The 25,867-nt window shown below is 61.6% G+C and carries 24 protein-coding genes; 12 read left to right on the forward strand and 12 right to left on the reverse strand.

Going from position 1 to position 25,867, the window contains the following annotated elements; genetic code table 11:
• Positions 1–5: 5 nt before the first annotated feature.
• Positions 6–1,256, reverse strand: a complete 1,251-nt coding sequence (locus QWU44_RS09170) for an MFS transporter (protein WP_370915391.1) — start codon at positions 1,254–1,256, stop codon at positions 6–8.
• 86 nt (positions 1,257–1,342) lie between these two features.
• Between QWU44_RS09170 and QWU44_RS09175 the strand changes: the two genes are divergently transcribed.
• Positions 1,343–2,245, forward strand: coding sequence for a LysR family transcriptional regulator (locus QWU44_RS09175; protein ID WP_370915392.1), 903 nt, complete (start codon positions 1,343–1,345; stop codon positions 2,243–2,245).
• A 90-nt stretch (positions 2,246–2,335) separates the two neighbouring features.
• On the opposite strand, the gene QWU44_RS09180 is transcribed toward QWU44_RS09175, so the two are convergent.
• Positions 2,336–2,947: a superoxide dismutase gene (locus QWU44_RS09180; protein WP_370915393.1), complete on the reverse strand. Its 612-nt coding sequence runs from the start codon at positions 2,945–2,947 to the stop codon at positions 2,336–2,338.
• A 260-nt stretch (positions 2,948–3,207) separates the two neighbouring features.
• Between QWU44_RS09180 and msrA the strand changes: the two genes are divergently transcribed.
• A complete protein-coding gene (gene msrA / locus QWU44_RS09185; protein WP_370915394.1) occupies positions 3,208–3,885 on the forward strand; it encodes a peptide-methionine (S)-S-oxide reductase MsrA in 678 nt (225 codons plus the stop codon).
• A gap of 57 nt (positions 3,886–3,942) precedes the next feature.
• Here the strand turns inward: msrA and QWU44_RS09190 are convergent, their stop codons facing one another.
• Both QWU44_RS09190 and QWU44_RS09195 read right to left on the reverse strand, forming a co-directional pair.
• The gene (locus QWU44_RS09190; RefSeq protein ID WP_370915395.1) at positions 3,943–5,070 is read right to left on the reverse strand and encodes a hypothetical protein; all 1,128 of its coding nucleotides are present in this window, start codon (positions 5,068–5,070) and stop codon (positions 3,943–3,945) included.
• 244 nt (positions 5,071–5,314) lie between these two features.
• Complete coding sequence (locus QWU44_RS09195; RefSeq protein WP_370915396.1) at positions 5,315–5,977, reverse strand: HAD family hydrolase; 663 nt, start codon at positions 5,975–5,977, stop codon at positions 5,315–5,317.
• A gap of 125 nt (positions 5,978–6,102) precedes the next feature.
• On the opposite strand from QWU44_RS09195, the gene QWU44_RS09200 reads away from it, so the two are divergent.
• From QWU44_RS09200 to QWU44_RS09215, 4 genes are all read left to right on the forward strand, one after another.
• Positions 6,103–6,699, forward strand: a complete 597-nt coding sequence (locus tag QWU44_RS09200; protein ID WP_370915397.1) for a hypothetical protein — start codon at positions 6,103–6,105, stop codon at positions 6,697–6,699.
• Between the two features lie 197 nt (positions 6,700–6,896).
• Positions 6,897–7,859: an L-lactate dehydrogenase gene (locus tag QWU44_RS09205; RefSeq protein WP_370915580.1), complete on the forward strand. Its 963-nt coding sequence runs from the start codon at positions 6,897–6,899 to the stop codon at positions 7,857–7,859.
• A gap of 112 nt (positions 7,860–7,971) precedes the next feature.
• Positions 7,972–8,715, forward strand: coding sequence for a glycerophosphodiester phosphodiesterase family protein (locus QWU44_RS09210; RefSeq protein ID WP_370915398.1), 744 nt, complete (start codon positions 7,972–7,974; stop codon positions 8,713–8,715).
• Positions 8,716–8,750: 35 nt separating this feature from the next.
• Entirely contained in the window at positions 8,751–9,668 is a 918-nt protein-coding gene (locus QWU44_RS09215; protein WP_370915399.1) for a DUF5926 family protein, read from the forward strand.
• A gap of 71 nt (positions 9,669–9,739) precedes the next feature.
• Here the strand turns inward: QWU44_RS09215 and QWU44_RS09220 are convergent, their stop codons facing one another.
• The 3 genes from QWU44_RS09220 to QWU44_RS09230 all read right to left on the reverse strand — a co-directional run bounded on the left by QWU44_RS09220 (position 9,740) and on the right by QWU44_RS09230 (position 13,058).
• Complete coding sequence (locus QWU44_RS09220) at positions 9,740–10,624, reverse strand: LCP family protein (RefSeq protein WP_370915400.1); 885 nt, start codon at positions 10,622–10,624, stop codon at positions 9,740–9,742.
• Between the two features lie 485 nt (positions 10,625–11,109).
• Positions 11,110–11,844 carry a CPBP family intramembrane glutamic endopeptidase gene (locus tag QWU44_RS09225; RefSeq protein WP_370915581.1) on the reverse strand — a complete coding sequence of 245 codons (735 nt, stop codon included), beginning with the start codon at positions 11,842–11,844 and terminating at the stop codon, positions 11,110–11,112.
• 11 nt (positions 11,845–11,855) lie between these two features.
• Positions 11,856–13,058: an amidase gene (locus QWU44_RS09230; protein ID WP_370915582.1), complete on the reverse strand. Its 1,203-nt coding sequence runs from the start codon at positions 13,056–13,058 to the stop codon at positions 11,856–11,858.
• Between the two features lie 94 nt (positions 13,059–13,152).
• Here QWU44_RS09230 and pheA point away from each other — a divergent pair, with 94 nt between their 5' ends.
• The gene (gene pheA / locus QWU44_RS09235) at positions 13,153–14,007 is read left to right on the forward strand and encodes a prephenate dehydratase (protein WP_370915401.1); all 855 of its coding nucleotides are present in this window, start codon (positions 13,153–13,155) and stop codon (positions 14,005–14,007) included.
• Positions 14,008–14,031: 24 nt separating this feature from the next.
• Here pheA and QWU44_RS09240 read toward each other — a convergent pair whose 3' ends face one another.
• From QWU44_RS09240 to QWU44_RS09250, 3 genes are read right to left on the reverse strand one after another with little or no spacing between them, the layout of a single operon-like run.
• Complete coding sequence (locus tag QWU44_RS09240; protein ID WP_370915402.1) at positions 14,032–14,376, reverse strand: metallopeptidase family protein; 345 nt, start codon at positions 14,374–14,376, stop codon at positions 14,032–14,034.
• A 28-nt stretch (positions 14,377–14,404) separates the two neighbouring features.
• The gene (locus QWU44_RS09245; RefSeq protein ID WP_370915403.1) at positions 14,405–15,424 is read right to left on the reverse strand and encodes a septum formation family protein; all 1,020 of its coding nucleotides are present in this window, start codon (positions 15,422–15,424) and stop codon (positions 14,405–14,407) included.
• A gap of 57 nt (positions 15,425–15,481) precedes the next feature.
• Positions 15,482–16,249, reverse strand: coding sequence for a GntR family transcriptional regulator (locus QWU44_RS09250; RefSeq protein ID WP_370915404.1), 768 nt, complete (start codon positions 16,247–16,249; stop codon positions 15,482–15,484).
• Positions 16,250–16,348: 99 nt separating this feature from the next.
• Here QWU44_RS09250 and serS point away from each other — a divergent pair, with 99 nt between their 5' ends.
• The 4 genes from serS to QWU44_RS09270 all read left to right on the forward strand — a co-directional run bounded on the left by serS (position 16,349) and on the right by QWU44_RS09270 (position 20,430).
• Positions 16,349–17,608 carry a serine--tRNA ligase gene (gene serS / locus QWU44_RS09255; protein ID WP_370915405.1) on the forward strand — a complete coding sequence of 420 codons (1,260 nt, stop codon included), beginning with the start codon at positions 16,349–16,351 and terminating at the stop codon, positions 17,606–17,608.
• Positions 17,609–17,691: 83 nt separating this feature from the next.
• On the forward strand, positions 17,692–18,660 hold the full coding sequence (locus QWU44_RS09260) for a lysophospholipid acyltransferase family protein (protein WP_370915406.1): 969 nt from the start codon (positions 17,692–17,694) through the stop codon (positions 18,658–18,660).
• The gene (locus QWU44_RS09265) at positions 18,657–19,481 is read left to right on the forward strand and encodes an HAD family hydrolase (RefSeq protein ID WP_370915407.1); all 825 of its coding nucleotides are present in this window, start codon (positions 18,657–18,659) and stop codon (positions 19,479–19,481) included. Before QWU44_RS09260 ends, QWU44_RS09265 begins: the two co-directional genes overlap by 4 nt.
• Before the next feature lie 247 nt (positions 19,482–19,728).
• On the forward strand, positions 19,729–20,430 hold the full coding sequence (locus QWU44_RS09270; protein WP_370915408.1) for a TetR/AcrR family transcriptional regulator: 702 nt from the start codon (positions 19,729–19,731) through the stop codon (positions 20,428–20,430).
• Positions 20,431–20,496: 66 nt separating this feature from the next.
• Here the strand turns inward: QWU44_RS09270 and QWU44_RS09275 are convergent, their stop codons facing one another.
• On the reverse strand, positions 20,497–22,533 hold the full coding sequence (locus QWU44_RS09275; protein ID WP_370915409.1) for an N-acetylmuramoyl-L-alanine amidase: 2,037 nt from the start codon (positions 22,531–22,533) through the stop codon (positions 20,497–20,499).
• A 711-nt stretch (positions 22,534–23,244) separates the two neighbouring features.
• On the opposite strand from QWU44_RS09275, the gene glf reads away from it, so the two are divergent.
• Positions 23,245–24,441, forward strand: a complete 1,197-nt coding sequence (glf, locus tag QWU44_RS09280) for a UDP-galactopyranose mutase (protein ID WP_370915410.1) — start codon at positions 23,245–23,247, stop codon at positions 24,439–24,441.
• A 1-nt stretch (position 24,442) separates the two neighbouring features.
• Here glf and QWU44_RS09285 read toward each other — a convergent pair whose 3' ends face one another.
• Complete coding sequence (locus QWU44_RS09285; protein ID WP_370915411.1) at positions 24,443–25,849, reverse strand: DUF5129 domain-containing protein; 1,407 nt, start codon at positions 25,847–25,849, stop codon at positions 24,443–24,445.
• Between the last annotated feature and the right edge of the window lie 18 nt (positions 25,850–25,867).

Here is a 25,867-nt window from a genome sequence, read left to right on the forward strand (position 1 = left end):
CCAGGTTAACCCCTGATCCGGGCCGCGCGGCGGCGAAGCCGGTCCCAGGTGAGGATCACCGCGATGAGTAGCTGCACCGCGAGGATGGCGAGCAGCCAGATGATGAGGCCGGTCCAGGAGTAACGGATGAGGATGATGCCGGAGAACCAGCCCACGAGGGAAGATCCCAGGTAGTAACAGAAGAGGTACATGCTGGATGCTTCGGCACGGTCGGTCGTGGCGAGGCGCCCGATCCACCCGGAGGAGGTGGAGTGCACCGCGAAGAAGGCTGAGGTGAACAGCAGGACCCCCAAGACCGTCACCGCCAGATTGCCGGATGCCGCGAGACCGATACCGACGAAGGAGATGAGCACCATGGCTACGAGAACCTTGCCAGGACCGAAGCGTGTCGCCCATGCGCCTGCGCGTGCGGAGGACCAGGTTCCGGAGAGATACAGGACGAACAGTGCACCAACCAGCGCCTCGGACAGGCCGAAGCGTTCGATCATGCGGAAACCCAGGTAGTTGTAGAAGGAGACGAATACGCCCATCGCAAGGAATGCGGTGATGAAGAGTGCCGCGAGCCGGGGATTGCGCCAGTGTCCGAGCATCGCCGCGAACTCGCTACGGACATGAAGTTCCTTGCGGACGAAACGTCGTTGCGTGGGCAGCATCTTGAGGATCACGAGAACGAACAGTGCCGCGACGATGGCGTCGGCACCGAGCGCCCAGCGCCAGGAGGCGAATTCGAGAACCCCGGCGGGCACGATGCGGCCGATGAGCCCACCTAGTGATGTCCCGGCGACGTAGACCCCCATGGCGCGAGCGAGATGGTCCGGGTGGAGTTCCTCGGAGAGCCAGGTCATGGCGACGGCCGGGACACCCGCGAGAAGAGCCCCTTGCAAGCCACGCCCGATGATGAGCCACCAGATGTTGGGGGCGAAGGGCAGTGCCGCGCCGAGCGCGACGGCGGCCATGACCGAGATGGACAGAACCCGGCCACGTCCGAAACGCTCGGAGAGGATCGAGGCGGGAACGATTGCGAGGGCGAGTGCCCCGGTGGTCGCGGAGACAGTCAGGGCGGATTGCGTGGGGGTGATGCCGAGCTCTGTTGTGAGGGTGGGCAGCATCGCCTGGGTGCAGTAGAGGGCGTTGAAGGATGCGAGACCGGCGGCGAGCATTGCCAGGACGGCCCGCCGGTAATCGGTGTCTCCGCGCCGGAGACCTTCGGGGAGATCTCCGGCGGTGGCGGCAGGCGTGGGGGGTGTCGTGCTCATGGGATCATCGTGCCGTGGCCCGCGTAATTAGTAAAATATCAATAAAGTAAGAAACCGATGTAAAAAACGCATGGAAGGGGTGAGTGATGCCTCCATCACCGCGACTCGACGACGTGGACGCCTTCATCAAGCTCGCTGACTCCGGGCACCTCACCGCCACCGCCGAAACGCTTGGGATCCCGCAGCCCACACTGTCCCGGAGGATCGCACGTTTGGAACGGGAGCTGGGCACCGATCTCTTCGACCGCGCCGGGCGCACCCTGACACTCAATACCCGCGGGCGGGCATTTCTCGGGCACGCCCGCCGAATCAGCGCGGGCTTCGCCGCCGCGCGAACGGACATGGAGCGCCTCATGGACCCGGAGTACGGCACTGTGCGGATCGATTTCATGCACTCACTGGGCACCTGGCTCGTTCCTGGACTGCTCCGTGCCTATCGTGCGGAGCACGCTGGTGTCCACTTTGAGCTCCATCAGGGTGCTGCCAGGCATCTTGTGGAGAGGGTGCTGTCTGACGCCACCGATCTGGCACTCGTCGGCCCCCGCGCCGAGGAGAGTCTGGGGGACGGGGCGGAACTCGGCTGGCTGCGTCTCCACAGCCAGCCGCTCGCACTCGCCATCCCGGAGGGGCACCGTCTTGCTGCCAGCACGGGGCCGTTACCTTTGTCCGCCGCAGCCGAGGAACCCTTCATCGGGATGCGCCCAGGCTACGGTACCCGGCAACTGCTTGATGAGCTCACTGCCCGGGCGGGGTTCCGACCAGATGTCGTGTTCGAATCGATGGAACTCAGTACTGTTGCAGGTCTGGTCAGTGCGGGACTCGGGGTGGCGCTGCTACCCATGGACGACCCATACCTGGCACCCGCGGGGTTGCTCCTCAGACCACTGGATCCGCCGACGCACCGGGAGCTCGGCCTGGTCTGGCGGGCGGCGGCTTCTCCGGCACCTCCGGTGGATCGGTTTCGGGAGTTCGTCGCCACCGGGCCATGATGGCCCTGGATGGTCGGACCGGTGGATGTCCGTCCATGAGAACGCCGCCCACCGTACCGGTGGGCGGCGTTCTTGACGTTCTTGAGCGGGCTACTTCTTTTGGGCGGCGCCGGCGTAACGCTCAGCGACATCATCCCAGTTGAAGACGTTCCACACAGCCTTGACGTAATCAGCCTTGACGTTCTTGTACTGGAGGTAGAAGGCGTGCTCCCACATGTCCAGCATGAGTAGCGGGGTCAGGTTGGCGGAGATGTTGCCCTGCTGGTCGGTGAGCTGCTCAATGATGAGGCGTCCACCGATGTGGTCGTATCCCAGGACGGCCCAACCGGATCCCTGAAGTCCGAGAGCAGCACCGGAGAAGTGCTCCTTGAACTTCTCGAAGGAGCCAAAGTCCCGTTCGATCGCTTCCGCCAGTTCGCCGGTGGGCTCGCCGCCGCCATTGGGGGAGAGGTTCTTCCAGAATATGGAGTGGTTGGTGTGTCCACCGAGGTTGAACGCGAGGTTCTTCGACAGTGCGGTGACTTCGTCGCCGATGGTGCCGTTCTCGCGGGCCTTGGCGAGTGCCTCCAGTGCGGCGTTGGCGCCCTTGACGTAGTTCGCGTGATGCTTGGAGTGGTGTAGCTCCATGATCTCGGCTGCAATGTGCGGCTCTAGAGCATCGTACGCGTAATCCAGTTCGGGGAGTTCGTAGAAAGTCGTCATGTGAAAAACCTTTCGTAAAAGAATGAGCGTGGAACATGTCCGCGTCGTTGCCCCATGATAGGGCAACGCCGAATAAGGTCACACGTCTATCACAAAATTGTTATAAGTACGCCCCTGCGAACATGGGCCATCGGGGCTGTCGCCTGCTGCTATTGTTTCAATCCCCCGACTGGGGGTGAAAATGCGGAAACGCGGTGACCCGTCATCGGGGCCTAAGCTGGTGGTCACAGAAATATCGCCGAGAAAGGGTCTAACGCAGTATGGGATGGTTAATCGGATGTAATCCAGAGATGGTCACCGCAGATACCGCACTCAAGGGGGGCACACACCCCGTTCTGGACGACCCTCAGCCGCACGCGGTCCTCGGTACCCCGATTACGGGTCCCTGGAGTGAAGGGCAGCGCAGCCTTCTTATCGGGATCGGGTGTTTCTGGGGAGCCGAGAAAATCTTCTGGGAATTGGAGGGAGTCGAGGCGACCTCCGTGGGCTATGCGGGTGGATACACCCCGAACCCCACCTACCGTGAAGTCTGTACCGGGCGCACCGGGCATGCGGAGGTCGTCGAAGTCGTGTTTGACCCTGCCCGCATATCCTTGCAGCGGATCGTCGCCACAGCCCTCGAAGCCCACGATCCCACCCAGGGGTTCCGGCAAGGTAATGATGTGGGAACTCAGTATCGATCAGCCTTCTATACCCTCGGAGACACCGTCACCTCGCGGGATGATGCAACTGTCATCCGCATGATGGTCACTGAGTACGGTGAGAGACTCTCCGGAGCTGGATACGGGCCCGTAACCACCGAGATTCTTCCTTTGGCTGAGACCCCCGCGGGTGACTACTACCGTGCCGAGGACCATCATCAGCAGTATCTGCACAAGAATCCCGGCGGATACTGTCCCCACCATTCCACCGGAGTCGCATGCGGGGTGCCGGAATAGGGCGTTCCCCTAACGACGGCCCCCGTGCTCCGTGGGTGGCGGTGGGCCTGGCTGAACTCAGATACGGAACATGGTCGGCGTCGCTGCCCGCGTGTGCAACCATCCGGCTATCGGAAACGCTATGAGAGCGATCAGTGTCAATATCCCGACGAGTGCACCGAGTATCCCGCCGGATGAGTCCGGAAGTTGTGAAGAAGAACCCGACGCAGGGGGCGCCGGTGCGATACCCAGCTCATCATCGGTCAGAGGGCGACCCTCGAGGGTGATTCTGTCAACGTACATCTTCCGAACCGGGAAGGGATCTGCATCGCTGGCGGGGTGGGCCCAGCTCTGGTTCTCCACGTACTGGTTGAGGATGATCCTCCAGGATTGATCAAGAATTTTCGTGAACTGCTTGTCTGTCGTACGCAGATCATCGAAAGTGATGTGATCCCGCTCGTCGTACGGAGGGGTATCGTCGTACAGGGCAGGTTTCCCGTTGACGAAGAACTTCAGGGCGTCGGGACTGGTTTCGACTTTCCACGTCTGCCATTCGTCTGCGAGATCCTTCCCCTCGGTGAAAATTCGCCCGGCCCGCTTCGTACCGTTCTCATCGCAACTGAAGTGAACGGTGGACACTGACTGCTTTGAGCGCCAGGGCCACGAGTAGTGCTCGACCAGGTCTAGTTCGCCGTAGAGACTGTCGGAGTCTCCTCTGCTGCATGTCCGGTGGTTGTTCTGCATCCAGATGGCGCTGCGAAGCCCATCTTCGCCGCTGGTAACGATTTTTGCCCGAGTTTCCATGGTGAATACACCGGTGGCGATCCAGTCGGTCTGGAGACGTGCTGAGGTGTACCGGGTTATTTTTCCCTCGGGGCAGGGATCCTCGACGATGTTGTCCTCGGTCAAGGCCTCGCCCTGCTCGGATATGCAGTGTCGTGCAGTGGTTATTTCCAGCATTCCATCTCGGACCTGGACCGCATCCGGGGTCAGGACCAGTTTTTCGTTCTTATAGTCCGGTTGATCAAAGATGGTCCAGCGATTCAGTGATTCCGGGGAATCAAATTCCTCGACCCATTGATATGGACCGTCGTACACGGTCGGGGTCGTGGCTCCAGCGTGTACAGGGGCGAGTGAGCCGAGGGAAAACGCTGTGATGACTGCTGCTGCGGTTACAGTTCGGCGAGCTGTTCGGGAAGTCGGCATATTTTCTCCATACGTTGAAATGTGTAGTCGATTGAATTGATGAGCAACATTGTGTGGGCGTCAGGTTTGTACGCATGGGGACTCCCGAAGCGTCGGATTGGTCTTGGAATCAGATGATGTCGTTCTGTATGTGAATACTTCGGCGTGCAGGTAGGCCCAGTTAGATATTCTGATAATACCTAACTGGGCCTTAAAATGTCCGGTGAACGGAGGAAAAACCGGAAGTGCTGCCACCCGGGTGTGTTCAGAAGGGGATTACGTCGAGGCTTGTGGCCCCTGGGTCGCCGTCGATCGCCGGAGCTCCGTCGCGGTTCAGCCAGAATGCAGACATACCAGCTCGTCTGGGGGCGGCAACATCATTCTCGTAGTTGTCTCCGATCATCACCGCTCGATCCGCCGGTACATCGAGTATCGAGAGGGCCTTCGCGTAGCACTCGGGCCGGGGCTTTGCGACACCGAGGTCGCCGGATGCCAGCAGATGGACACCGGGCAGATCGAGTCCGGTGTACCGGAGCTTTGCGGACTGTATTTCGGTGACACTGTTGGTGAGTATCCCGACGCGGGCTCCGGTGGCCAGTGCGCGGTGGAGGGCTGGGGCGGCATCCGGGAATGCGCACCATGCCTCACGGTAGAGCGTGAGAAAACGGCCGAAGAGTTCGTCGCAGGAGGAATCGGATAGGGCTCCGTCCCCGGTAAATTCCCGGGTCCGTCCGCGGCGTTGTTCAGGATGGCTCACATCGCCCCGCTCGTAGGCAGCAAACCACCGGCGTTCTATCTCGAACCATCGGGAGGTCTGGTCGCCGTCGAAACCCAGTTCATGTGCCCAGATCCGGGCTGCGGTCCGGGCTGCGGTGGTGTGGTCGACCAGAGTGCCGTCGAGGTCGAAGATGATCGCATTGTAATCCACGCCACGGAGGCTAGCAGTTTTCGGGTTTCGGCATGTAGGGTAGCCCGCGGCGAGGGCCCGGTGGGGCTACTGCCCCGCTGGTCCGGGACCGGTTCCGAGCACAGCCATCTGGAGGAAACAACGACGTGGACGAGCACACGGCCGAGCAGGCCCAGCACCTCATCGATAGTGGTGAGATCGACGATATTCTCGATGAGATGGGTCAACGCATCATCAATGGGTCCATAACCCGCTTGGACGAAGCCTCCGATCATCTCGCCGAACAGTTACTGAACTCTCGGCTTGACTGCCGAGACGCGCGTGGCTCCGTGGAGAACGTCTCGGAGGCTCTTGCCCGACGAGTATGGGGGACCTGTCAGCGAACGGCCCGCCGCTGGGCTGACGAGGAGACCGACGTGGATCGTCTTCTCGCGGCGTTCGCTGAACTTCACGAATCCGGGATAGTGTCTGCCCTCTTCAGTGACTGGAAATCCATGGCGATCACGCCCGATCATCGGGGTGCTGTGCTCGTTCGCCGCGATGACTGGCAGGATCTCAGTTTCCTGCATCGACGTCGCCTCACGCTCAGCTATGCTGGTGCCGCCGATGATGAGGCGGAGATCGGGCGGGAGCTCACCGCAGCGTTACGCGGGGCAGGTCTTCCTGCTTCCGCTCCACACCACGGACGGGTGACGGTGCGGGTGCTGTGGAAATGGCATGTCCCGGATCTGGTCACCGTCTGATTCTTCGGGATTCGGGGATTCCGATCGGGCGTTTTCTCGCGGGCGTGGCTCCAACGGCATGTTTTCAGCGATAGATTCCTCACATTTTCCACATGAAGCAACATAAACGGGCATCATGGATGGTGGAAGAACGTAGTGCGTCGGACAACCGACGCCCAGTAGCCGGATCCACTGGGCCCGGCAGGGAGAAGGTATCCATGAAGGTCAGTGTCGGAAACAAGATTGTTCTCATCGGCGCCGGAGATGTCGGCGTCGCTTACGCGTTCGCCCTCATCAACCAGGGCATCTGTGACCACCTCGCGATCATCGATATCGATGAGAAGAAACTTGAGGGTAACGTCATGGATCTCAATCACGGTGTCGTGTGGGCGCCTTCCCGCACGAAGGTGACCAAGGGTACGTACGCGGATTGTTCCGATGCCGCTATGGTTGTCATCTGCGCCGGGGCCGCTCAGAAGCCGGGCGAAACTCGTTTGCAGTTGGTTGATAAGAACATGAGGATCATGAAGTCCATTGTTGATGACGTCATGGCCAATGACTTTGACGGTATCTTCCTCGTCGCATCCAACCCCGTGGACATTCTCACGTATGCAGTGTGGAAATACTCCGGTCTCCCTGCACACCGGGTCATCGGGTCTGGTACGGTCCTCGACTCGGCTCGTTTCCGGTATATGCTCGGTGAACTGTACGAGGTCGCCCCGACTTCCGTGCACTCCTACATTATCGGTGAACATGGCGACACGGAACTGCCCGTCCTCTCTTCGGCAACGATCGCCGGTGTTTCCATGCGTAAGCAGTTGGAAAAGGATCCGGAGCTCGAATCTAAGCTGGAGAAGATCTTCGAGGACACCCGTGACATGGCGTACAAGATTATCGACGCCAAAGGGTCGACGTCTTACGGCATCGGTATGGGGCTCGCTCGTATCAGCCGTGCCGTTCTCCAGAACCAGGATGTCGCAGTTCCCGTAGCAGCACTGCTGCGCGGTGAGTATGGTGAGGAGAACATCTACATCGGTACCCCGGCCGTCGTGAACCGCCGTGGTATCCGTCGAGTTGTTGAATTGGAGCTCACCGAACACGAGATGGAACGGTTCAAGCACTCCGCGAACACGTTGCGTGCGATCCAGGAGAAGTTCTTCCCGGCCGAGGACACCAAATAGTCTGTTCCTTCGATGTCGGTTGTACGGCGGTGCAGGTGCGCATTCGGGTGCGTGCCTGCACCGCCTTTTGTGTCAGTTCCCTGTGGATGGACCGGGATGGGATAATGGGATCGTGACTGCTCAACCGTCCACAGCCATAACCCGAATCATCGCTCATCGGGGTGATTGCGAGAACTATCCGGAGTTGACGCTCCCGGCCTTCACATCGGCTCTCGATGTTGGAGCTGACGGCATTGAATGTGATGTCCGGCTGAGTGCGTGTGGCACGGTCATGTGCATTCATGACCCGATTGTCAATCGTGTCAGCAACGGGTCCGGGCGCGTGTCGGCTATGACGCTCGACGAGTTGCGGCGGTTGAACTTCGGTACTTCCGTGAATCCTCAGCCTCCGCTTCGGCTGGATGATGTTCTAGAACTTATTTCGGCTTACCCTGATCGTGAGTTATTCATCGAGACGAAGCACCCGTTGCGTTTCGGCCGGGAACTCGAGGAACAGGTTGCGCTCCGGCTCCGCTATTTCGGTCTGCTGGATGATCCGCGTATCCGCATCATTTCTTTTTCCCCATTGTCTATTCTCCGCATGCGGAGATTAGCTCCGGCGATCCCCCGGATCCACCTGCGCAGGAAACGGTGTCCTCTCTTCGATACGATCGTGCAGGCACGCGGCAGGGTATCTGGTTGGGGAGTCTCCGTTGAGCAAGCCAAGGATGATCCCTCCAGAATCAGATACGGTGGGCTCCCCGGATATATGTGGACCGTTGATGACCCCCGGGACATAGCATGGGCGGCGGAACACGGTGTACGGTGGCTTGCTACCAATCGGCCCGGTTCGGCGTTGCGCATTCTTGGCCGGTAGCACCCGAGCGGGTGCACAGCGGGTATCTTCGAGGCATGGCCAAAAAGAAGAAGAAGAATGAAAATCTGCCCGAGGGTATGAGTCGTCGCCAGGCGAAGCTCGCCGCCCGTGCCGCCGAGCGTGCCGCCCTGGACCGGGATCCCCGGCCTTATGAGGGGCTCGCGATGGAAGCGGACCTGGTTGCGCTGCAGGAGTTTGTGCCTTCGGCGTCCGCTGAACTGAAGGTTGAGGGTATCGACGAGCCGGTTGTCCTCTGCACTGTGCTTCCCGGGGCCGTGGCAGCGGTGACACGTGAGAGCGCTGATGGGGGCGTTGAACGTCTCGTGGCGCTTCAGGTGCAGATGCACAGTCATAATCCCGGCCGTGATCTGGCATTCGCGCTGAGCTGGGTGAAGCACGCAGAGCCCGGTCAGACCCTTGAATCCACCGTCGCCGATGGAAGTCAGCCGGACCTGAAGGAGTTGATTGACCCGGCGACAACGTTGAAGCCCGTCTCTTACGACACCTTTGATTGGTGGCTCGCTGAGGGCGCTGTTCTTGATCCAAGGCTGAAGCAGGGGATCGAGCAGGCGAATGCCGCGATCATACCGTCCGCAGAGATCACAGCAGATATCGAGGGCACTGTCTGGTGGATCGATCCGGGTGAGAAGGCGCATGTCCGGTGGATCAGACTGGAGAACGAGGACAAGCTCATAGCGGCTCTTGCTCGTATCGCGGCAGCAGGTGAACTGACGCTCGGTGAGGGCACCAAATTTGCCGGGGTGTTCCGAACGCACGGTCTCGCTGTTCCAGTCTTCGATCTTCCCCGGGAAACGTCACCGGGTGAGTTTGTGGCACCATTGGAGGCCCTGGACAAGAAGATCAACCGTGAGTTGGCCAATGATGCTGAATTGACCGCGGACGAGCGTAGACAGCTCGACAACATCAAGTCCCGGCAAGTCACCATTCGCTAGCGGCGCACTAGGTTTCGTGAGGGAACCCGGTACCGCGTGGAATGGCTACTGGATCCCCTCACGTCTGCGAGTCACCTCATCGAGTTGAACAACATCTGTGCGGCAGTCTCGTCCCACAGCACCACGTTGCCCACGTTGGTGTCCTGGAAACCACCCACGGGAACGGTTTCAGTGACGACGCCCGAGCGCATCGCCAGTGCGAGGCGCGCCAGGTGCCAGATGTGGTCACCGGTACCTACCGTGAATGTTCCGCTAGCGCGACTGATCAACGGTGCCAGACGGAATGGGTTGAGCAGGGTCGTCGGGCTCGTGGCCTTCTCCATCAGCGCGGAGAGGAACTCCCGTTGGTGCGCCACGCGGTCCAGGTCGCCCATGGCGAAGGCCCTGCTACGGACGTAACCGAGGGCTTCGGGTCCGGTCAGTTCCTGGCATCCCTCGGGGAGGTTGATGTTCGCCAGAGGATCGTTGATGGCTTCACTGACACACATCTCCACGCCTCCGACAGCGTCAACGAGCCCGGAGAAACCGCCGAACCCGATTTCCGCGTAGTGGTCGACATGAAGTCCGGTCGCCTGCTCGACGGTTTCCGTGAGGAGCTGTGGCCCCCCGAAGGTGAACGCCGCGTTGATCTTGTTCATGCCGTAACCCGGGACATTGACGTAGGAATCCCGGGGAATGGACACCAGTGTTGGTTTCGATCCGCGCCCGTAGTGCAGCAGCATGATCGTGTCGGTCCGGCCCACACCGATGTCACCACCGGTACCGAGAGTGTCGATCTCCTTTTGGGTGAGCCCTTGTCGGGAATCAGACCCGACAAGTAACCAGTTCGTGCCTGCAGTATTCGCCACCTGCTGCGTGGGGGTCGCTTCAACGCGGTTCAGTTTCGCATCGGCCCACAGTCCGATGACGACAGTCAGTGTGAGAACTATCCCGATGATGAGCAGAAACGGTGTCATACACCCGGCTCCGCAGCCCCGGCGGGGTGCAGCACGTCGTGATCGGGGCCGGGGGCTTGGATTCCATTCACCGCCACTGCGGCGGGGAGTAGCAACAGGGGGCTGCGGGGGCGGTACCACCGGATCGCGTCGGTAGGTGGGAGGCGTACGATCCTGCGGCCGGTATTGCGTGGGCCGGACAGAGGGGTTCCCGGGCCGGGCGGAGGGACGCACCTGTGACCGGGGTGTGTAACGCGGGACGGGTGCTTCCCGAGGGGGTGGATTAACCGGCCTAGCTGGCCCGGATGGGCGAGGTTCCCGGGATGAATTGTGCTGAATGGGCCGCCCGGTGCCCCCGGCAGGGCGGGAACCTCGGGGCCTGCGACGTACTGGCCTACCGAAACGGTCAAGAATGGGGCGGCCCCTGCTATCACGGGCGATGTCGTCCGGCAGTTCACCATTGTGGGACGGGCCTCGAGAATCCATGGAAACCACACTAGCGGAGACTAGACCCCGAACAGACCCCTCAACCCCAACGGACCGGCAAGTGTGCTGTATCCGACGAATGCCACCGCATCAATGAGAAAGTGAGCCAGGACGAGCGGCCACACGCGTTGGGTGCGGGTGAATAACCAGGCGAAGATGAGGCCCATCACTATATTACCCAGGCCTGCGGAAAAGCCCTGGTAAAGATGATAACTCCCGCGTAAGACAGCGGAGGAACCGATCGCGGCGGGTGGGGACCAGCCGAGCTGGCGTAGCCGGGTCACCAACCAGAACACCACGACGGTTTCCTCTGCGAACGCGTTCGCGAAAGACCACAGCAGCAGCACCGGAATTTCCCACCACGCCGAATCCAACGTGGTGGGAACCACCTGACGGCTGAACCCCAGATGCACCGCGGCCAGGTAGAACATGAGCCCCGGAATGCCGATCATCGCGGCGAGACCAGCTCCCCGGAACCAGTCGCGACCAGATAACGGTCGTATCCGTATTCCGGTGGTGGAAAGCAGAAACAACACCAGTAGGCCCCAACCGGTGAGAACCGACGCCGAACACAACTGCAGAGCAGGTTCCAACCAGTGAACGTTCGCCTGCGGCGTAGTGAGTGCCACTTTCTGGCTGTTCAACGGTTCCGGGGCCAGCGTGGCGTCGATGAGCCGGAGTGCTGAACGCACCCCGGACATACCGAACGTCACCAGCAGAACGACACCGATCTCCGTACGAATCCGCCGTACCATGTCAGGTGAGGTCACGGATGGATCTCCGAGGCTACACCGAGCAACTCGTCGAAGGACGCCCGCACAGAACCCAGATGGATTCCCACAGGAGGGCGCCCCGTCACGGGTACCGGTACACTCACCGCGGCGCCACCCGTCATGTTGAACAATGTTGCCCATGGTGTCCACCGTGTTTGTTCCGCAAAATCCTCTGGTGGTTCTAACCGGGAGAAATGACCAATTTCCGGAGGGTCGAAAGCCAATGTCGGGGTGAGGAGGACATCAATCTTCCACGCGGTGAGAATCGTCTGCCGCACCGAGTCAAAATCCCGGATGGCTTCTACGCGCCGCGCCTCGGACAGTGCCCCGCCCCGTTTCCGCAACCATCCGATGATGTCACTCGCCGGACCGGGGATGTGCACGGATCGGGAGGCGAGAACGTCAGCGAATGCCGCAAATGGACGGTGTCCGTAGGGACGGAAAACCTCCTGCACCCGGTGCCCGAGATCGGACAGTCGATCCGCAACCGAACACACTGTGGAGATCATCGTCGGAGAAACCCGTCCGTCGCCGTGCAACGGCTCGACGAGCACCCCGACTCGCAACGGTCGGCGCACGGGGATCGCTCCGAACAAGAATGCCGCGTCAGCGATGGTCCGGGTAATGAATCCCTGGGCGGTGGGTACGCCTCCCTGACTGTTGTGTGGTGGTTTCACGCCCACCGTTCCCGTTGCCGCAGCCGGTACCCGGATGGAACCGCCACCGTCGGACGCATGGGCGGCATCAACGAGACCTCGTGCAACCGCGACGGCGGCTCCGCCGGATGAGCCGCCGGGGGTTCTCCCCGGCCACAGGGGGTTCTCGACGGCCGACATACCCACTGGTTCGCAGTATGCGGTCATCCCCATCTCGGAAGTCTGGGTCTTCCCCGGAATGATGACTCCCTCCGCGAGGAGTCGGGCAGCCCGGGGATCGGTTTCCGTGGGATGGGTACGCCGGGTGATGGAACCGTAGGAACACGGGAATCCGGCGACGGGCATGAGATCCTTGATCGGCAGAATGAGACCGTGGAGACGCCCCCGTTGGGATAGGGGAAGCGAGTCGAGGAATTGGGCGTGACGCAGCGCGAGTTCCGGGTCGGTCGCGGAGAAACCACTCAGCTCGGGGCTGGTGTCAACGAGAGCCGTCAATGCTGTGGATACGTCAGACACCGCAGAAGCTGCGCCGAGACGCATTCGCTCCACACGGGCGGCAATGGGCTCAACGGACATGGTCAGCAGATTACCCGCTGCGGGGATGGGGGGTCGGAGCGGACTACACTTCATGAACATGAAGAATGTCGTCGCTTATCTGGGGCCCGAGGGTACCTTCACGGAAGCTGCCCTGATCTCCTTCCATGAGCGTGGCAGCTTCGGCCCGGGAGACATCGGAAAGCTCGCGGTCGCAAGCCCCCATGAAGCTCTCGCGGCCGTGCGCGCGGGTGCTGCGCAGTACGCGTGTGTCGCCATCGAGAATTCCGTCGACGGGCCGGTGACGCATACCTTCGATGCTCTTGCGGACGGCGAGGGCGTGCGTATTCTCGCGGAAACGGAGATCGAGATCAGTTTTTCCGTGATGGTGCGGCCCGGGGCATCCGCGGGTACTGTCCGGAGCTTCTCGACACACCCTGTCGCGCGGCAGCAGGTCCGTCAGTGGACCGACCGTTCATTCCCAGGTGCGGAGTTCATTGCCGCCTCGTCCAACGCCGCCGCCGCGAAAGCGGTTGCGGAGGGGCGGGTTGATGCGGCGGTTGCCCCCAGACGGGCCGCGGATGTTTTCAATCTGGAGCGTATTGCCGATGACGTGATCGATGTTCCAGGGGCCCGGACCCGCTTTGTGGTCGTGGGGTCTGTGCAAGTGCCACCCGTGCGGACCGGAAACGACAGGACCGCCGTCGTGTTCACACTGCCCAACCGGCCGGGAACTCTGGTCTCTGCGCTGACCATTTTCGCGGATCGCGGTATCGATTTGACCAGGATCGAGTCCCGCCCGACGCGGACATGCCTGGGAACATATCGTTTCCACATCGATATCGCGGGTCACATAGACGAGGCTGAGACCAGGGATGCGCTCCATGACCTGAACGAACTCGCGGAAGAAATGACATATCTCGGGTCCTGGCCAGTGACGGACGGGCAGAGCTAGATGAGGGGTTGAGCTGGGTTGCGGTTACCCCCAACCCAGCTCATGCAGTTCGTCGTCGTCGAGGCCGAAGTGGTGGCCGATCTCATGTCCGACGGTGATGCGGACCTGTTCGATCAGCTCCTCTTCGCTGGTGCAGTAATCGAGCATGGCCTCCTTGTAGATGGTGATCGAGGACGGTAGCCCGGTGTGGTTGGCGAGGCGTTCCGGTAGCGGGACCCCGTGATAGAGCCCGAGGATGCAGGGCGAGTCAGGGTTGTAGTCCTCGATCAGGATGGCCACGTTTCTGAGGTTGTCGAGGAATTTATCGGGAATCTGAGCGAAGCCCATGTCCACGAGTTCGTTGAAACGTTCGTCGGAGATGTTGATCACTGGCGTCCTTGTTGTCGTGGAGCGTGAGCTACTGGCGTAGGGGATCGCGTTCGGGTTGGGGTGCCGGGGGCGCGCCATCGATGAGGAACGGCCCCGTGGCTGCGCCCTCGAGAGTGGCGAAGCGCCCCTCTCCGTTCGCCTTGAACAGTGCGCAGTTGACGGTATTGGCGCCTCCAGTCCAGGCGTTGGCGTCGATGGCGGTCCAGAACGATTCGAGGGTGGAGTAATAGAAGGGGTCATCGCCACCGAGGTGGGTGGTGGCGGCCTGGGTGCATGCGCCCTTGAGGAAGGCGTCCTGTTCCTCGACGGTGGGGGTGCCCTCGGGGAAGACGGGCTTGAGGTCGATTACTGCGGTGATTTCGAGCTGGTGCGGCTCGGCGCAGTCCACGGCACGGGGTGCTCCGGCGGCATCGATGGTGACGCATTCACCGGGCTGGAAGATCCTGGACTGGTCCTGCTCCGCGGCGCGTCCGCGAGTGGTCAACGTCTGGCCGGTGTCATCGGTGACCTGGACTCCGCAGAGCATAGTGCGGTCGCCGGCCTCCCATGCGCTCGCCGGAGGGAGAATGGGCGCAATGGAGTAACGGCCGCGTGGCGTGTAACGCCCTCCCAGGTAATCGATGGTGGGGGTCTTGCAGAGCTCTTCGCGCAGTTGCGCCTGCCGGGTGAGGTTGGGTGCGGGGGCGGAGGAGCCGAACTCACTCGAGGGGTAGGTGGCGAGATCTTCGCGTGCGGAGACCTCGAAGCGGTGATCGGTGGCGCAGTCGGTTTTCTCGAAGTTAGATACCGTGCCGTCGGGTGCGACATCCCAGTTGAGGCAGTCGCCGACGTCAGCGGTGGTGAAAGGAGCGGTAGACGGTGCGCTGGTGGAGGTTACTGCGGCGCCTGTCGATGCCATGGTGGTCCTGGCTCCGGTGTCGACACCATCGTCTGCGGAGGTCTCCGCGGCGACGTGGTTGTAGGAGCCGACGCCGACGGCTGCGACGAGCATCGCGATCAGCCCGGCCTGTACCGCGGTGGCTGAACGCCACGATCTGGTTGCTTTCATGATTCCTCCATCATGCCGGGTACATGGGACAGGTGCACGCTCCCTCCACGGCTTGGGTCACTCTCTGCCTGTTTCTGTAGCGCGTTCCACACGCGTTTTTAGTGCGTAGCGATCCGTTCGGTAGAGGGATGCGCACCATTCCACGGGGTGTTCCCGGGAGAACGATCGCCGGACGATCATCAGTAACGCCGTTCCAGGTTCCACATCGAGGGCGAGGGCTGTCTCATCGTCCGCGTTCACGGCGGTGGCGGTCTGCTCGGCCCCGGTGACGGGCATGCCGTAGACCTTGTCGAGGATGCCGTAGACGGAGTGGTGGATGTCGTTGTCCAGTAGGTCGGGGGCGTGGAGACTGTTGTACCAACCGTCGTCGATTGAGTAGGGGCGGCCGTCGCCCAGTCGGACACGTCGCAGATGGATGTGGGGCCGTTCAGCCACGCCGAAGAAGGTTTCCACCTGTCGTGGTGCGGTCTCCCGCTCGGCGAGGAGGATCGTGGACGTGGCCTGTAGCCCCTGTGCGCTCATCTCGGAGGAGAAGGAAGCCAGGTGTAATCGGGAGATGAGTGGGGTGGGGGCGACGAAGGTGCCTTTCCCCCGGGCGCGCTTCAGTCTGCCGGATGCGACAAGATCCCCGATGGCACGCCGTACGGTGATGCGGGACACCCCGAAAGTCTCCTCGAGCACCCGCTCCCCGGGCAGCATGTCGCCGGGGGCGAGTCTGGTGGTGCAGATTTCCTCGAGAATTTCCCTGAGTTGTGCGTGCTTCGGTTTCGGCCCATCAGTGAGGTGGCGGGCCGGTAGAACCGGAAACTTCGGGGAGGACACCATGTGAACAGTATACTTCGCTGGTAATAACCGGATGATGGTCCTTTTTAGGATCAGCACCACCCGGGACCGGGGACCGCCGGGTTCGGTAGGCTGGCAACCGTGATTGATCTCAAATTCCTCCGTGACAACCCCGACGTGGTCCGTGCCTCACAGCGCACCCGCGGCGAGGACCCAGGCCTCGTCGATCGGTTGATCGCCGCTGACGCCACCCGCAGAGAGGCGATCGTCGCCGCGGACAGCCTTCGCTCCGAGCAGAAGGCCTTCGGAAAGAAGATCGGCCAGGCCGCACCTGAGGACCGCCCCGCCCTGCTCGCCGGTTCCAACGAGTTGAAGGCCAAGGTCAAGGAAGCGGAGGCCACTCAGAAGCGGGCTGCAGAGGAGGTGGAGCGGCTTCAACTGAGTATCGGGAACATCGTGGAAGGCGCGCCTGCGGGAGGTGAAGATGATTTCATCGTCCTCGAGCACGTCGGTGAGCCCCCCAGCTTCGATTTCGAACCCAAGGATCACCTGGAACTTGGTGAGTCGCTCGGGATTCTCGATGTCGAGCGGGGCACCAAGGTCTCCGGGTCCCGTTTCTACTTCCTGACCGGATTCGGGGCTCTTCTACAGCTCGGTATGCTGACCCTCGCCGCGCAGCGTGCCACCGCCGCCGGCTTCACCCTCATGGTTCCACCGGTGCTCGTCCGTCCCGAAACCATGCAGGGTACTGGTTTTCTGGACAGTCACGCTGACGAGATCTACCACCTTGAAGAGGATGATCTCTATCTCGTGGGCACCAGCGAAGTGGCACTCGCCGGATACCACTCCGGCGAGATCATCGACCTCTCCGACGGCCCACTGCGCTATGCCGGTTGGTCTTCCTGTTTCCGCCGTGAGGCCGGATCCTACGGCAAGGACACCCGAGGTATCCTGCGTGTCCACCAGTTCGACAAAGTCGAGATGTTCAGTTGGTGCAAGCCCGAGGACGCTGTTTCCGAACACCAGGCACTCCTCCAGATGGAACGCGACATGCTCGCCGCCGTCGAGGTTCCCTACCGCATCATTGATGTCGCGGGCGGTGACCTCGGTAGTTCCGCAGCCCGGAAATTTGACACCGAGGCGTGGGTTCCAACCCAGGGCACCTACCGCGAGTTAACCTCAACCTCGAATTGCACGACATTCCAGGCCCGTCGCCTCAAGGTCCGCTACCGGGATGATGAGGGACGTACCCAACCCTGTGCCACTCTGAATGGAACGCTGGCTACGACGCGGTGGCTTGTCGCGATCCTCGAGAACAATCAGCAGGCGGACGGTTCCGTCCGGATTCCCGAGGCGCTGCGGCCCTTCGTCGGGCGTGAGATCCTTGAACCAGTGAAATAGACGCCCCGCCTCCAAGGAATAGGCACCCCACCTGCGGAAGGGGCGGGTGTCGATAAAAGCAGGCCGACACAGACAGGATTCCCATGACGCAGCGTGACTTCATCCGGGAGGGAATCTTCCGCTACCCTGCGGACCTCATCCGGGTGCCCGACCATCCGACCGAGGCGAACGAGCCGTTCTACTCCCGTATCGTCGCTCTCGTCCGCTCACTGATGAGAGTGCAGGACATCACCATCACCATTGAGGGCGTGGAGAATGTCCCACTTGAAGGTGGTGCTCTGCTCGCCTACAACCACACTGGTTACTATGATTTCATCTTCGGTGGGGTGGCCGGGTATTTCCGCGGACGCAGGCTCGTCCGTTTTATGGCGAAACGCGAGATTTACGATGTCCCCGTCGTCGGGTGGTTCATGAACCGCATGCATCACATCCGGGTTGACCGGTCCGCGGGCCGCGGTGCTCTTGACGAGGCGGTGAACAGGCTCCGTGGCGGCCAGCTCGTCGGAATCTTCCCCGAGGGCACCATCTCCCGCAGTTTTGAGATGGACAGATTCAAGACCGGTGCCGCCCGGATCGCCGATGCCGCCGGGGTGCCCCTCATCCCGGTCGCGATGTGGGGATCCCAACGGATCATCAGTAAAGGCGTCCCCCGCAACCTCGGACGCAAGCACATTCCAGTCTGGATCCGGATCGGTGAGCCGATCTCGGCGAACGGTGATCCCGTTGAGGTCACCGAGAGACTCCGTGACGCTGTCGCTGGCCTCCTCGACGGCGTCCGTGCGGACTACGCCGCAGAATATGGTGCCTTCGAGGGGGCGCCATGGATGCCCGCATCTCTCGGAGGCAGCGCCCCCACCCTCGAGGAAGCGGCGGTGATCACCGCGGAAAAGAAACAGGCTCGCGCAGACAGGAAGGCCGCCCGGGCCGCTGCCCGCGCGGACCGCCGCGCGGACTTCGCCCTTGAGCGGATCACCGAACGCGGCCGTGCACTTCCCGCCCGGATCTGTCGTGTCCTCGACCGATTACGTGATTTCCTCCGGGAGCTGCGGTGAGTCGTCCCCTGCTTGTCGGAAGCGATATCGACGGCACGCTGATCACGGGTACGGAACGTATCAGCCCACGTACCCGTGATTGTCTCCGCAGATTCATCAATGCCGGTGGTGCTCTGGTGCTCGCAACCGGACGTCCACCGCGCTGGCTTCTTCCCGTGCTTGAACAGCTTCCGGTCCGGCCGATGGCTGTCTGCGCCAACGGGGCCGTTCTCTACGACAGTGCGGTTGACCAGATCGTCGAGACTCATCCACTCTATCCCCGGCAACTGCGAACCATCGTTGACACCGCACGGGATATCTTCGCCGGTGACGGAGGCGTGGGCATTGCCGTCGAACGCGCCGGAACCAGCGCCTTCGACCCGCAACCCGAACTATTCATCATCGCCCCGGACTGGGCGCACGCCTGGCCGACGATCAATTTCGGTGAAGCCTCTGAAGATGAACTCCTCGCAGAACCCGCCATCAAGCTCCTCCTCCGCAACGAGGAACTCGACAGTGCGGACATGTACCGGCGGCTCGCTCCAGAGATCTCACCCGAACTGGCACACCTCACCTACTCGTTCAGTGATGGGCTGCTCGAGTTCGCGGCTCCTGGCATCACCAAGGCAACTGGTCTCCGTGGTATCGCCCGAATCCTCGGAACCCCCTCTGAAAGGGTAATTTGTTTCGGCGACATGCCCAACGACATCGAGATGCTCCGTTGGGCCGGAACTGGCGTAGCCATGGGAAACGCGGCCCCTGAGGTGAAGGCAGCCGCCGATCTGACGACTCTCACCAATAATGAGGATGGGCTGGCTGCTGTACTCGAACGCTGGTACTGATCCGATCCCACTATCACTCTGTGGCGAATATTGTTCGGCAGCGTTGTATAGTAGCACTGTAGCTATGAAACGAAATGTGGGCAGCAGAGATAGTAGAACTGGCAGGACGGTGCTACCACTGATGCTTTGCGGACGATAAGTCCGGGTCATCGATCCGAGGAAGTCAACCGCGGCCGGTCCTCCACCGGTTGGCGGTTTCCCATCTGCACAAAGATAACTGCGTGGTCATAATGCCCGGAGGGGGCCCGTGACCGCCGGAAAACGGGGAACGGTGAAAGATATCAGAGAAGAAAAGAAGAAGGCTGAGGGGGGTCGACGTGGTCGCCCGCTGACGGTATCTCGCGAGCGGGTCATCGAGATTGCCGCGGATCACATCATGACCAAGGGTGCCGCAGGCTTTTCGATGAGGGGGGTTGCCGAGGAAATCGGTGTCACGGCGATGGCTTTGTACCACCATTTCGATTCCAAAAACAGTCTCATCGCAGAAGCGTTTCTTCACACACTCAAAGCCGGTAGTCCCGCAGAGCTACCGTCTGATCCGGTGGACCGGATCGTCGCGATCTGCATGGAGATCATCGACCACCTGGAGAAGTTTCCCTTCGCCAAGGAAGTGATCGTCTCCGGGGAAGATACCGCCATCGTATTCGGATCGCTCTACCGTGATTTCGCGATGACCGCCCACAGGTCGGGGGTTCCCGGTCCGAACATCGTCCGTAGCGTCCAGGCTCTCCGCCGGATCATCGTCGGAGAGGTCATCGCACGTCAGGTCGACAGAAACGCCACCGAAACCGGACAGTCCCCCTATCGTAGTGAGAGCCTCTTCGAGACGCTCCCCTGGGACATCGATCGTGCCGCGGAACTGCTGGAGGAAAGCGCCCGTACCTACTCGGTCGATGAGCTTCTTCGCACTGTCGCCGTGGAGATGCTCGGCGAACGCGTCCATACCTGACCGGAAGGTTCACGAGACGCGTGGAGGGGCGGCCGGGTTCATCGGCCGCCCCTCCACTTTCTCCAACTAGGACTCGTGGATGTCCACCGTCCCAGTCTCCGGATCGAACGTGATCCATCCGCCCTGGAAATCGGTACGGATCAGATTGCCGTCCCGAAATTCCTCGTTCACGGGCATACCCAGCGGACCTGCATCAAAGCCCTGTGCCGCCCACGCATCACCGATGGCGCCCCAGATGGCGTGGGTACCGCTTTCAGGTGATGACACGATCAAGCCCCCATCAAACGGCGTGACCTCGATCCGGGAGTTTCGGGCTCCCACCGGTGTCGCCACCTGCGTACCTCCACGCGGAGAACCGAGAACGGGTCCGGCCACAGCGGAGACCCGATCCCAGGTTCGCTTCACTTTCGGGTCACTGCTGAACGACACCGCCTTTTCAACCAGGGCCGGAACATCTGAGAGTTTCAGGCCCGCGATGACTGGGGTTTTACCAATCTGTGAGATGCGTTGTTGTCCGTCTTCCCTGGAAACGAGGAATGCGACCGTGATCGCCAGGAGAGAACCGGCGACGCCGAGGATTGAATTGAGCTTCCCTCCACTGCTGGTGAGATAGTCAGGGGCAGGGGCAGGGGCAGGGGCAGGTTCAGGAATCGGCTGAGGCGTCGGGGCTGGAGCCTCGGTTTTCTCATCATCGGACAGGGACTCATCGACATTCGTGGTGTCACCCTGCAGCAACGCGCGGTACTTCGTGTTGGCCAGTGCCCGGATGGTTCCCATCTGGGCGTACCCCGCATCACCGGGGCATTCCGTAAGATCGACGTCCCGGTGCGCGAAGATGTTCGGCAACCTGACCGGTGTGCCCTTCGGGTACTGCGTGTATGACGACCCCTCGGAATAGTGGGTGTCATAGCCCAGGGGATCAATGCCGGCGACCTTCGCACGCCACCCGGCGAGCTCACCGACGGCCGCCAGCATTGTCGGATTCGGGGTGACATCCTGGTAGTTGCCGATCATCGAGATGGCCCACGTGTTCTCGTTGAAACCACCGGCGTGCGCGCCCTGCACCGCCCGATTCATTCCGCCGTAACGGCCCTCGTAGATTTGACCGAACTTGTCCACCAACGACTGATACCCGATGTCGCACCAGCCCAACGTCTGGGCATGGTACTGGTAGATACCGCGAACGATGCCCGCAGCCTGGGCGCGATCATACTGGTTGGACCCGGCCGTATGGTGAATGGTCAGCCCACTGACCTTATCGTCGTAGGTGACGTTTCCACAGCGCTTCGACTCATCGGCACCCCATCCCTTCCGGGAGATGATTTTCGGCATGCCGCGGGCATCCTCTTCGGCATTCACCAGATCCACCGACGGCACAGCAGACGCCTTGCCGTCAACGAAAACAGCCTCGATGGCGTTGGCGTCGATGACCTCTGCAACAGGTGCGATCTCACCGACATCGACAGTGGTCGTGTGGTTGACCTCGCTCACCGGGATTCCTTCAACCGGCGGTACCCCCGCAAATGCCGCAGGCTGCTCGGCCGGAACCGTCGGGGTGTCGACAAGCTCATCATCGGAGGCCTCTGTGGCCGCGACCCCGGCACCGTTGTCGGGATCTCCCGGTAGGACATCCACATTCGCCGTCGACACCTGAACCGTATGCGTCGGCTCAATATAGATCAGCTCAGTGCCGTTCTTTCCCGCGGGATTCTGAACATCACCTGCAGGCTCCGCGTCGTACCAGGGGCTCCACGATCCGTCCGCGCGTTTCGCACGGAAGAAAGCGGCGATGTCCTTCTCCCCATGCCATGTCAGGGCGAACATGGAGAATTCCTCGTCCCGGGTGAACTCCTTCACCGTTTTGGGGCCGGTCGTCTCCGATCCCTGGCTGATCACCGCGGCATCAGAAACGACCACGTTCTCGCCCGTGGCGAAATTTTCGGTGGTTACGGCGGCGGTGACCGGATCTCCACCGACGGTGTCGGTCCGGAGAATCGACTGGTTACCCACACCGACCATCACGGTGGTGATCAAAGCGGCGGAAAGAACCACCGCGAGGGCTGGGCGTCTGGACTGCGTGGTGATGCGGCGTCGCTGCTTCACGTTCTGGTTCTCCTCGGTGGGACAGGTGGGCTGTTCCGGTACCTCGCAGAACCTGCGGGGTACCGGAACATGCTCAAGTGTCGAAAGATGCTGTTGCCGATCCCCGAACCTCACCGATTCTGCGGGATATGTGGGATCAGTGGGGCAAAAGGAACAGCAGACTAGGTTTGTGGCCTATGGTAACAGTGTTGATCGTGTGACAGGTGGGGGTTGGCGGCGTGTCGCGCGGAGAACCGTGGAGAACCTACACACGGTCCCGGAACAACTGGAGCGGTCCGAACCTGGAGAACACCCCGTGCCACGGCGTGGGCGGACTTGGGACACCCGAGCCTCGACACCTTTCAACTTTCAACGCCACCGTCACGGAAGCGCATAGATCTGGTGTGCTGCCGCACGCACTGCGATCGTAGGATCCGCCATCGTCGGCCCCGGAGAAGCCAGGCGAAAACATGATTCACCCTTCCGAGGAAGCACTACGTTCCGTACCACCATGGGACCGTTTTCGAGTTCACCTTCCCTACGCTTGTCCGACGGGAACCCGGCTGCTCACCGGCCCCCGACTCTGCAGAATGATCCCCACGACGCCTCGACGTCAGATATCGTTATCTCCGGGGTGGACAGGCGGTGCCGGGGGCCTGCACTCGCAACCCCGCTCCGGGGTGCGGCGCGCCCACAGCCCGTGCCGCTGTCCGGGGCATTATTCTGGATCCCATGACAAATCCCTCGACCAGCCCCGCCATGAACACCCGGTACGACCTCATCGTCGTCGGTTCCGGCCTCTTCGGACTGACTGTTGCCGAACGGGCGGCCAGTCAACTGGGGAAGCGCGTACTCATCGTTGAGCGGCGCAGCCATCTGGGTGGTAACGCGTATTCGGAAGCTGAGCCGACCACGGGTATCGAGATCCATAAGTACGGCGCACACCTGTTCCACACCTCGAACAAGCGGGTCTGGGACTATGTCAACCAGTTCACCGAATTCACCGGCTACCAGCACCGGGTCTTCGCCATGCACGACGGCCAGGCGTATCAGTTCCCGATGGGTCTGGGCCTGATCGCGCAGTTCTTCGGACGCTATTACAGCCCGGACGAGGCACGTGCGCTGATCGCGGAGCAAGCCAGCGAAATCAACCCCGAGGAGGCCTCAAACCTTGAGGAGAAGGCGATCTCTCTCATCGGGCGTCCGCTCTACGAGGCGTTCATCCGCGACTACACCGCGAAGCAGTGGCAGACCGACCCCACAGAACTACCAGCCGGCAATATCACCCGCCTGCCGGTGCGGTACACCTTCGACAACCGTTACTTCAATGACACATACGAAGGCCTACCGAAGGATGGATACGCTGCCTGGCTCGCGCGGATGGCAGACCACGAACTCATCGACGTCCGGCTCGACACCGACTGGTTCGAGGTCCGCGACGATGTCCGCGGTGAAAGCCCCGATGCGCCGGTCGTCTACACCGGTCCGCTGGACCGCTATTTCGACTACTCCGAGGGCAAACTCGGTTGGCGCACCCTCGACTTCGAAACCGAGGTGCTCGACACCGGCGATTTCCAGGGCACACCGGTGATGAACTACAACGATGCCGATGTCCCCTACACCCGCATCCATGAGTTCCGGCACTTCCACCCTGAGCGCGACAGCTACCCGAATGACAAGACCGTCATCATGAAGGAGTACAGCCGCTTCGCCGAGGACACGGATGAACCCTATTATCCGATCAACACACCGAATGATCGGGAGATGCTGCTCGCCTACCGGAAACGTGCGGAAGAGGAGACCTCGGAGAACCGGGTGTTCTTCGGTGGGCGCCTGGGTACATACCAGTACCTCGACATGCATATGGCCATCGCGAGCGCCATGAACCTCTTCGACAACAAGCTCACCCCGTTGTTCGAGGGAGAATAGCTCACCAGCCTCCCGAGGCTGCCCCACCGGAGAATCCGCCCGAGGAGTACCCGGTGGTGGTGCCCGAGGAACCCGTGGAAGAGCTCATCGCCGACTCATGCCATGAGTTCACCGTCATAAATGGCACGAACCCGGTGTACCCGTAGCCGGGGCGCCATGAATCATCCCAGATCCGTGGTGCCGTGGTGTCGTCATCCGGCTCCACGTCGTCGAACTCGCGCCGCCGCACGGCCTCGATGACGATCCGGTAGTCGGTGATGATCTGCGCGTAGGTCTCCATGAACACCGGGGCATCCGGTGTGTCCCGAAGCGCCAGGACCCGCTCATCGATCTTCTTCAGATCCTCGCGCAGACCATCATCGGACACCGTCGTCCGGGCCTCTGTCAGATCCTCGTGCATCTCCGTCAGGCGCCGGCGACGGACGGTGCCATCGCCGTGTTCCATCCGGAAGAACTCATCGATGTTGTCCTCCGCGTTCTCCATCTGCTGCACCGTTTCGTAGGCCTCGTTGATCGCCTTCCGATGTTTGGCCAGTTCCCTGTCCTCGACCTCGTTGCCGATACCACTCAGGCTCTGCACCGTATCGTCGATAGACAGAAACCTAGAACGCACATCCTCCCAGTCGCGGCGCACTGCGTCGTCGGCAAGCGGGGACGACAACGAGTGAGCCTGCACATTGATCGAATCCAGGTGCGCCGCTACCCGCGCGTAGTTGTCCACCACGTAGTCATAGCGTTCCCGCATCCGACGTCGACGATGACACCGAACCCAGGCCGCGCTGCCGATCCCAACCACGGCACCGATGCCGCCGATCCCACCCAGGATCCACCAGTGCGACGGGCTGGCGTCCCCGCCCGCGGACACAACCGTCGTGTCCCCGGCCGCCCGGGCACCGGCCAGCAGTGCCGCCGCGATGTTCGGGTCGCCCGACTGTCGCAACGGCACCCGCATCTCGTCGAGGATCCCGTCCATGCGGCCCGCGCCGTAGAAATTGATCGCGTTGCACACGTCGTCGCCGCAGGCCACCCCGACGCGGCGGGGATCCATACCCACCGCCACAATCAGCGAACCTGGGGCGAACTTGTCCTCCGCCCCAGACAGCAGCGATCGGTCGTCGCGCTCCGCGTAGTAGCGGAGTGAATCGTTCAGGTTGGGCTCATTCGACTCGAACACCAGGTACACGACCCGCTTGACGTTGACCGGGAGGACCAGGTTCTGGGTTTCCCCCGCTAATAGTGCGACGTCGTCATCTGTGAGCACGCCTCCACGCAGGGGGATCGCAACGGAACGTTCCGTTGGTGGAGCCTGTGCTCCAGCTACCGGAATCGGCAGAAGCAGCACCATGAGGAAGGCCACCAGAGCAGCTACCTGCAGGATTATTCGGGATGAGGGTTCCGCACGGTTCATATCGCCAGTCTAGTGGCG

Source organism: Corynebacterium sp. CCM 9203 (assembly GCF_041357675.1).
Classification (GTDB): domain Bacteria; phylum Actinomycetota; class Actinomycetes; order Mycobacteriales; family Mycobacteriaceae; genus Corynebacterium.

Excerpts from the sequence above, each read along its gene's own strand:
- QWU44_RS09170 (WP_370915391.1), bottom strand. The coding sequence starts at position 1,256 with ATGAGCACGACACCCCCCACGCCTGCCGCCACCGCCGGAGATCTCCCC.
- QWU44_RS09175 (WP_370915392.1), top strand. The coding sequence starts at position 1,343 with ATGCCTCCATCACCGCGACTCGACGACGTGGACGCCTTCATCAAGCTC.
- QWU44_RS09180 (WP_370915393.1), bottom strand. The coding sequence starts at position 2,947 with ATGACGACTTTCTACGAACTCCCCGAACTGGATTACGCGTACGATGCT.
- msrA (WP_370915394.1), top strand. The coding sequence starts at position 3,208 with ATGGGATGGTTAATCGGATGTAATCCAGAGATGGTCACCGCAGATACC.
- QWU44_RS09190 (WP_370915395.1), bottom strand. The coding sequence starts at position 5,070 with ATGCCGACTTCCCGAACAGCTCGCCGAACTGTAACCGCAGCAGCAGTC.
- QWU44_RS09205 (WP_370915580.1), top strand. The coding sequence starts at position 6,897 with ATGAAGGTCAGTGTCGGAAACAAGATTGTTCTCATCGGCGCCGGAGAT.
- QWU44_RS09215 (WP_370915399.1), top strand. The coding sequence starts at position 8,751 with ATGGCCAAAAAGAAGAAGAAGAATGAAAATCTGCCCGAGGGTATGAGT.
- QWU44_RS09220 (WP_370915400.1), bottom strand. The coding sequence starts at position 10,624 with ATGACACCGTTTCTGCTCATCATCGGGATAGTTCTCACACTGACTGTC.
- QWU44_RS09225 (WP_370915581.1), bottom strand. The coding sequence starts at position 11,844 with ATGGTACGGCGGATTCGTACGGAGATCGGTGTCGTTCTGCTGGTGACG.
- QWU44_RS09230 (WP_370915582.1), bottom strand. The coding sequence starts at position 13,058 with ATGCGTCTCGGCGCAGCTTCTGCGGTGTCTGACGTATCCACAGCATTG.
- pheA (WP_370915401.1), top strand. The coding sequence starts at position 13,153 with ATGAAGAATGTCGTCGCTTATCTGGGGCCCGAGGGTACCTTCACGGAA.
- QWU44_RS09245 (WP_370915403.1), bottom strand. The coding sequence starts at position 15,424 with ATGAAAGCAACCAGATCGTGGCGTTCAGCCACCGCGGTACAGGCCGGG.
- QWU44_RS09250 (WP_370915404.1), bottom strand. The coding sequence starts at position 16,249 with ATGGTGTCCTCCCCGAAGTTTCCGGTTCTACCGGCCCGCCACCTCACT.
- QWU44_RS09260 (WP_370915406.1), top strand. The coding sequence starts at position 17,692 with ATGACGCAGCGTGACTTCATCCGGGAGGGAATCTTCCGCTACCCTGCG.
- glf (WP_370915410.1), top strand. The coding sequence starts at position 23,245 with ATGACAAATCCCTCGACCAGCCCCGCCATGAACACCCGGTACGACCTC.
- QWU44_RS09285 (WP_370915411.1), bottom strand. The coding sequence starts at position 25,849 with ATGAACCGTGCGGAACCCTCATCCCGAATAATCCTGCAGGTAGCTGCT.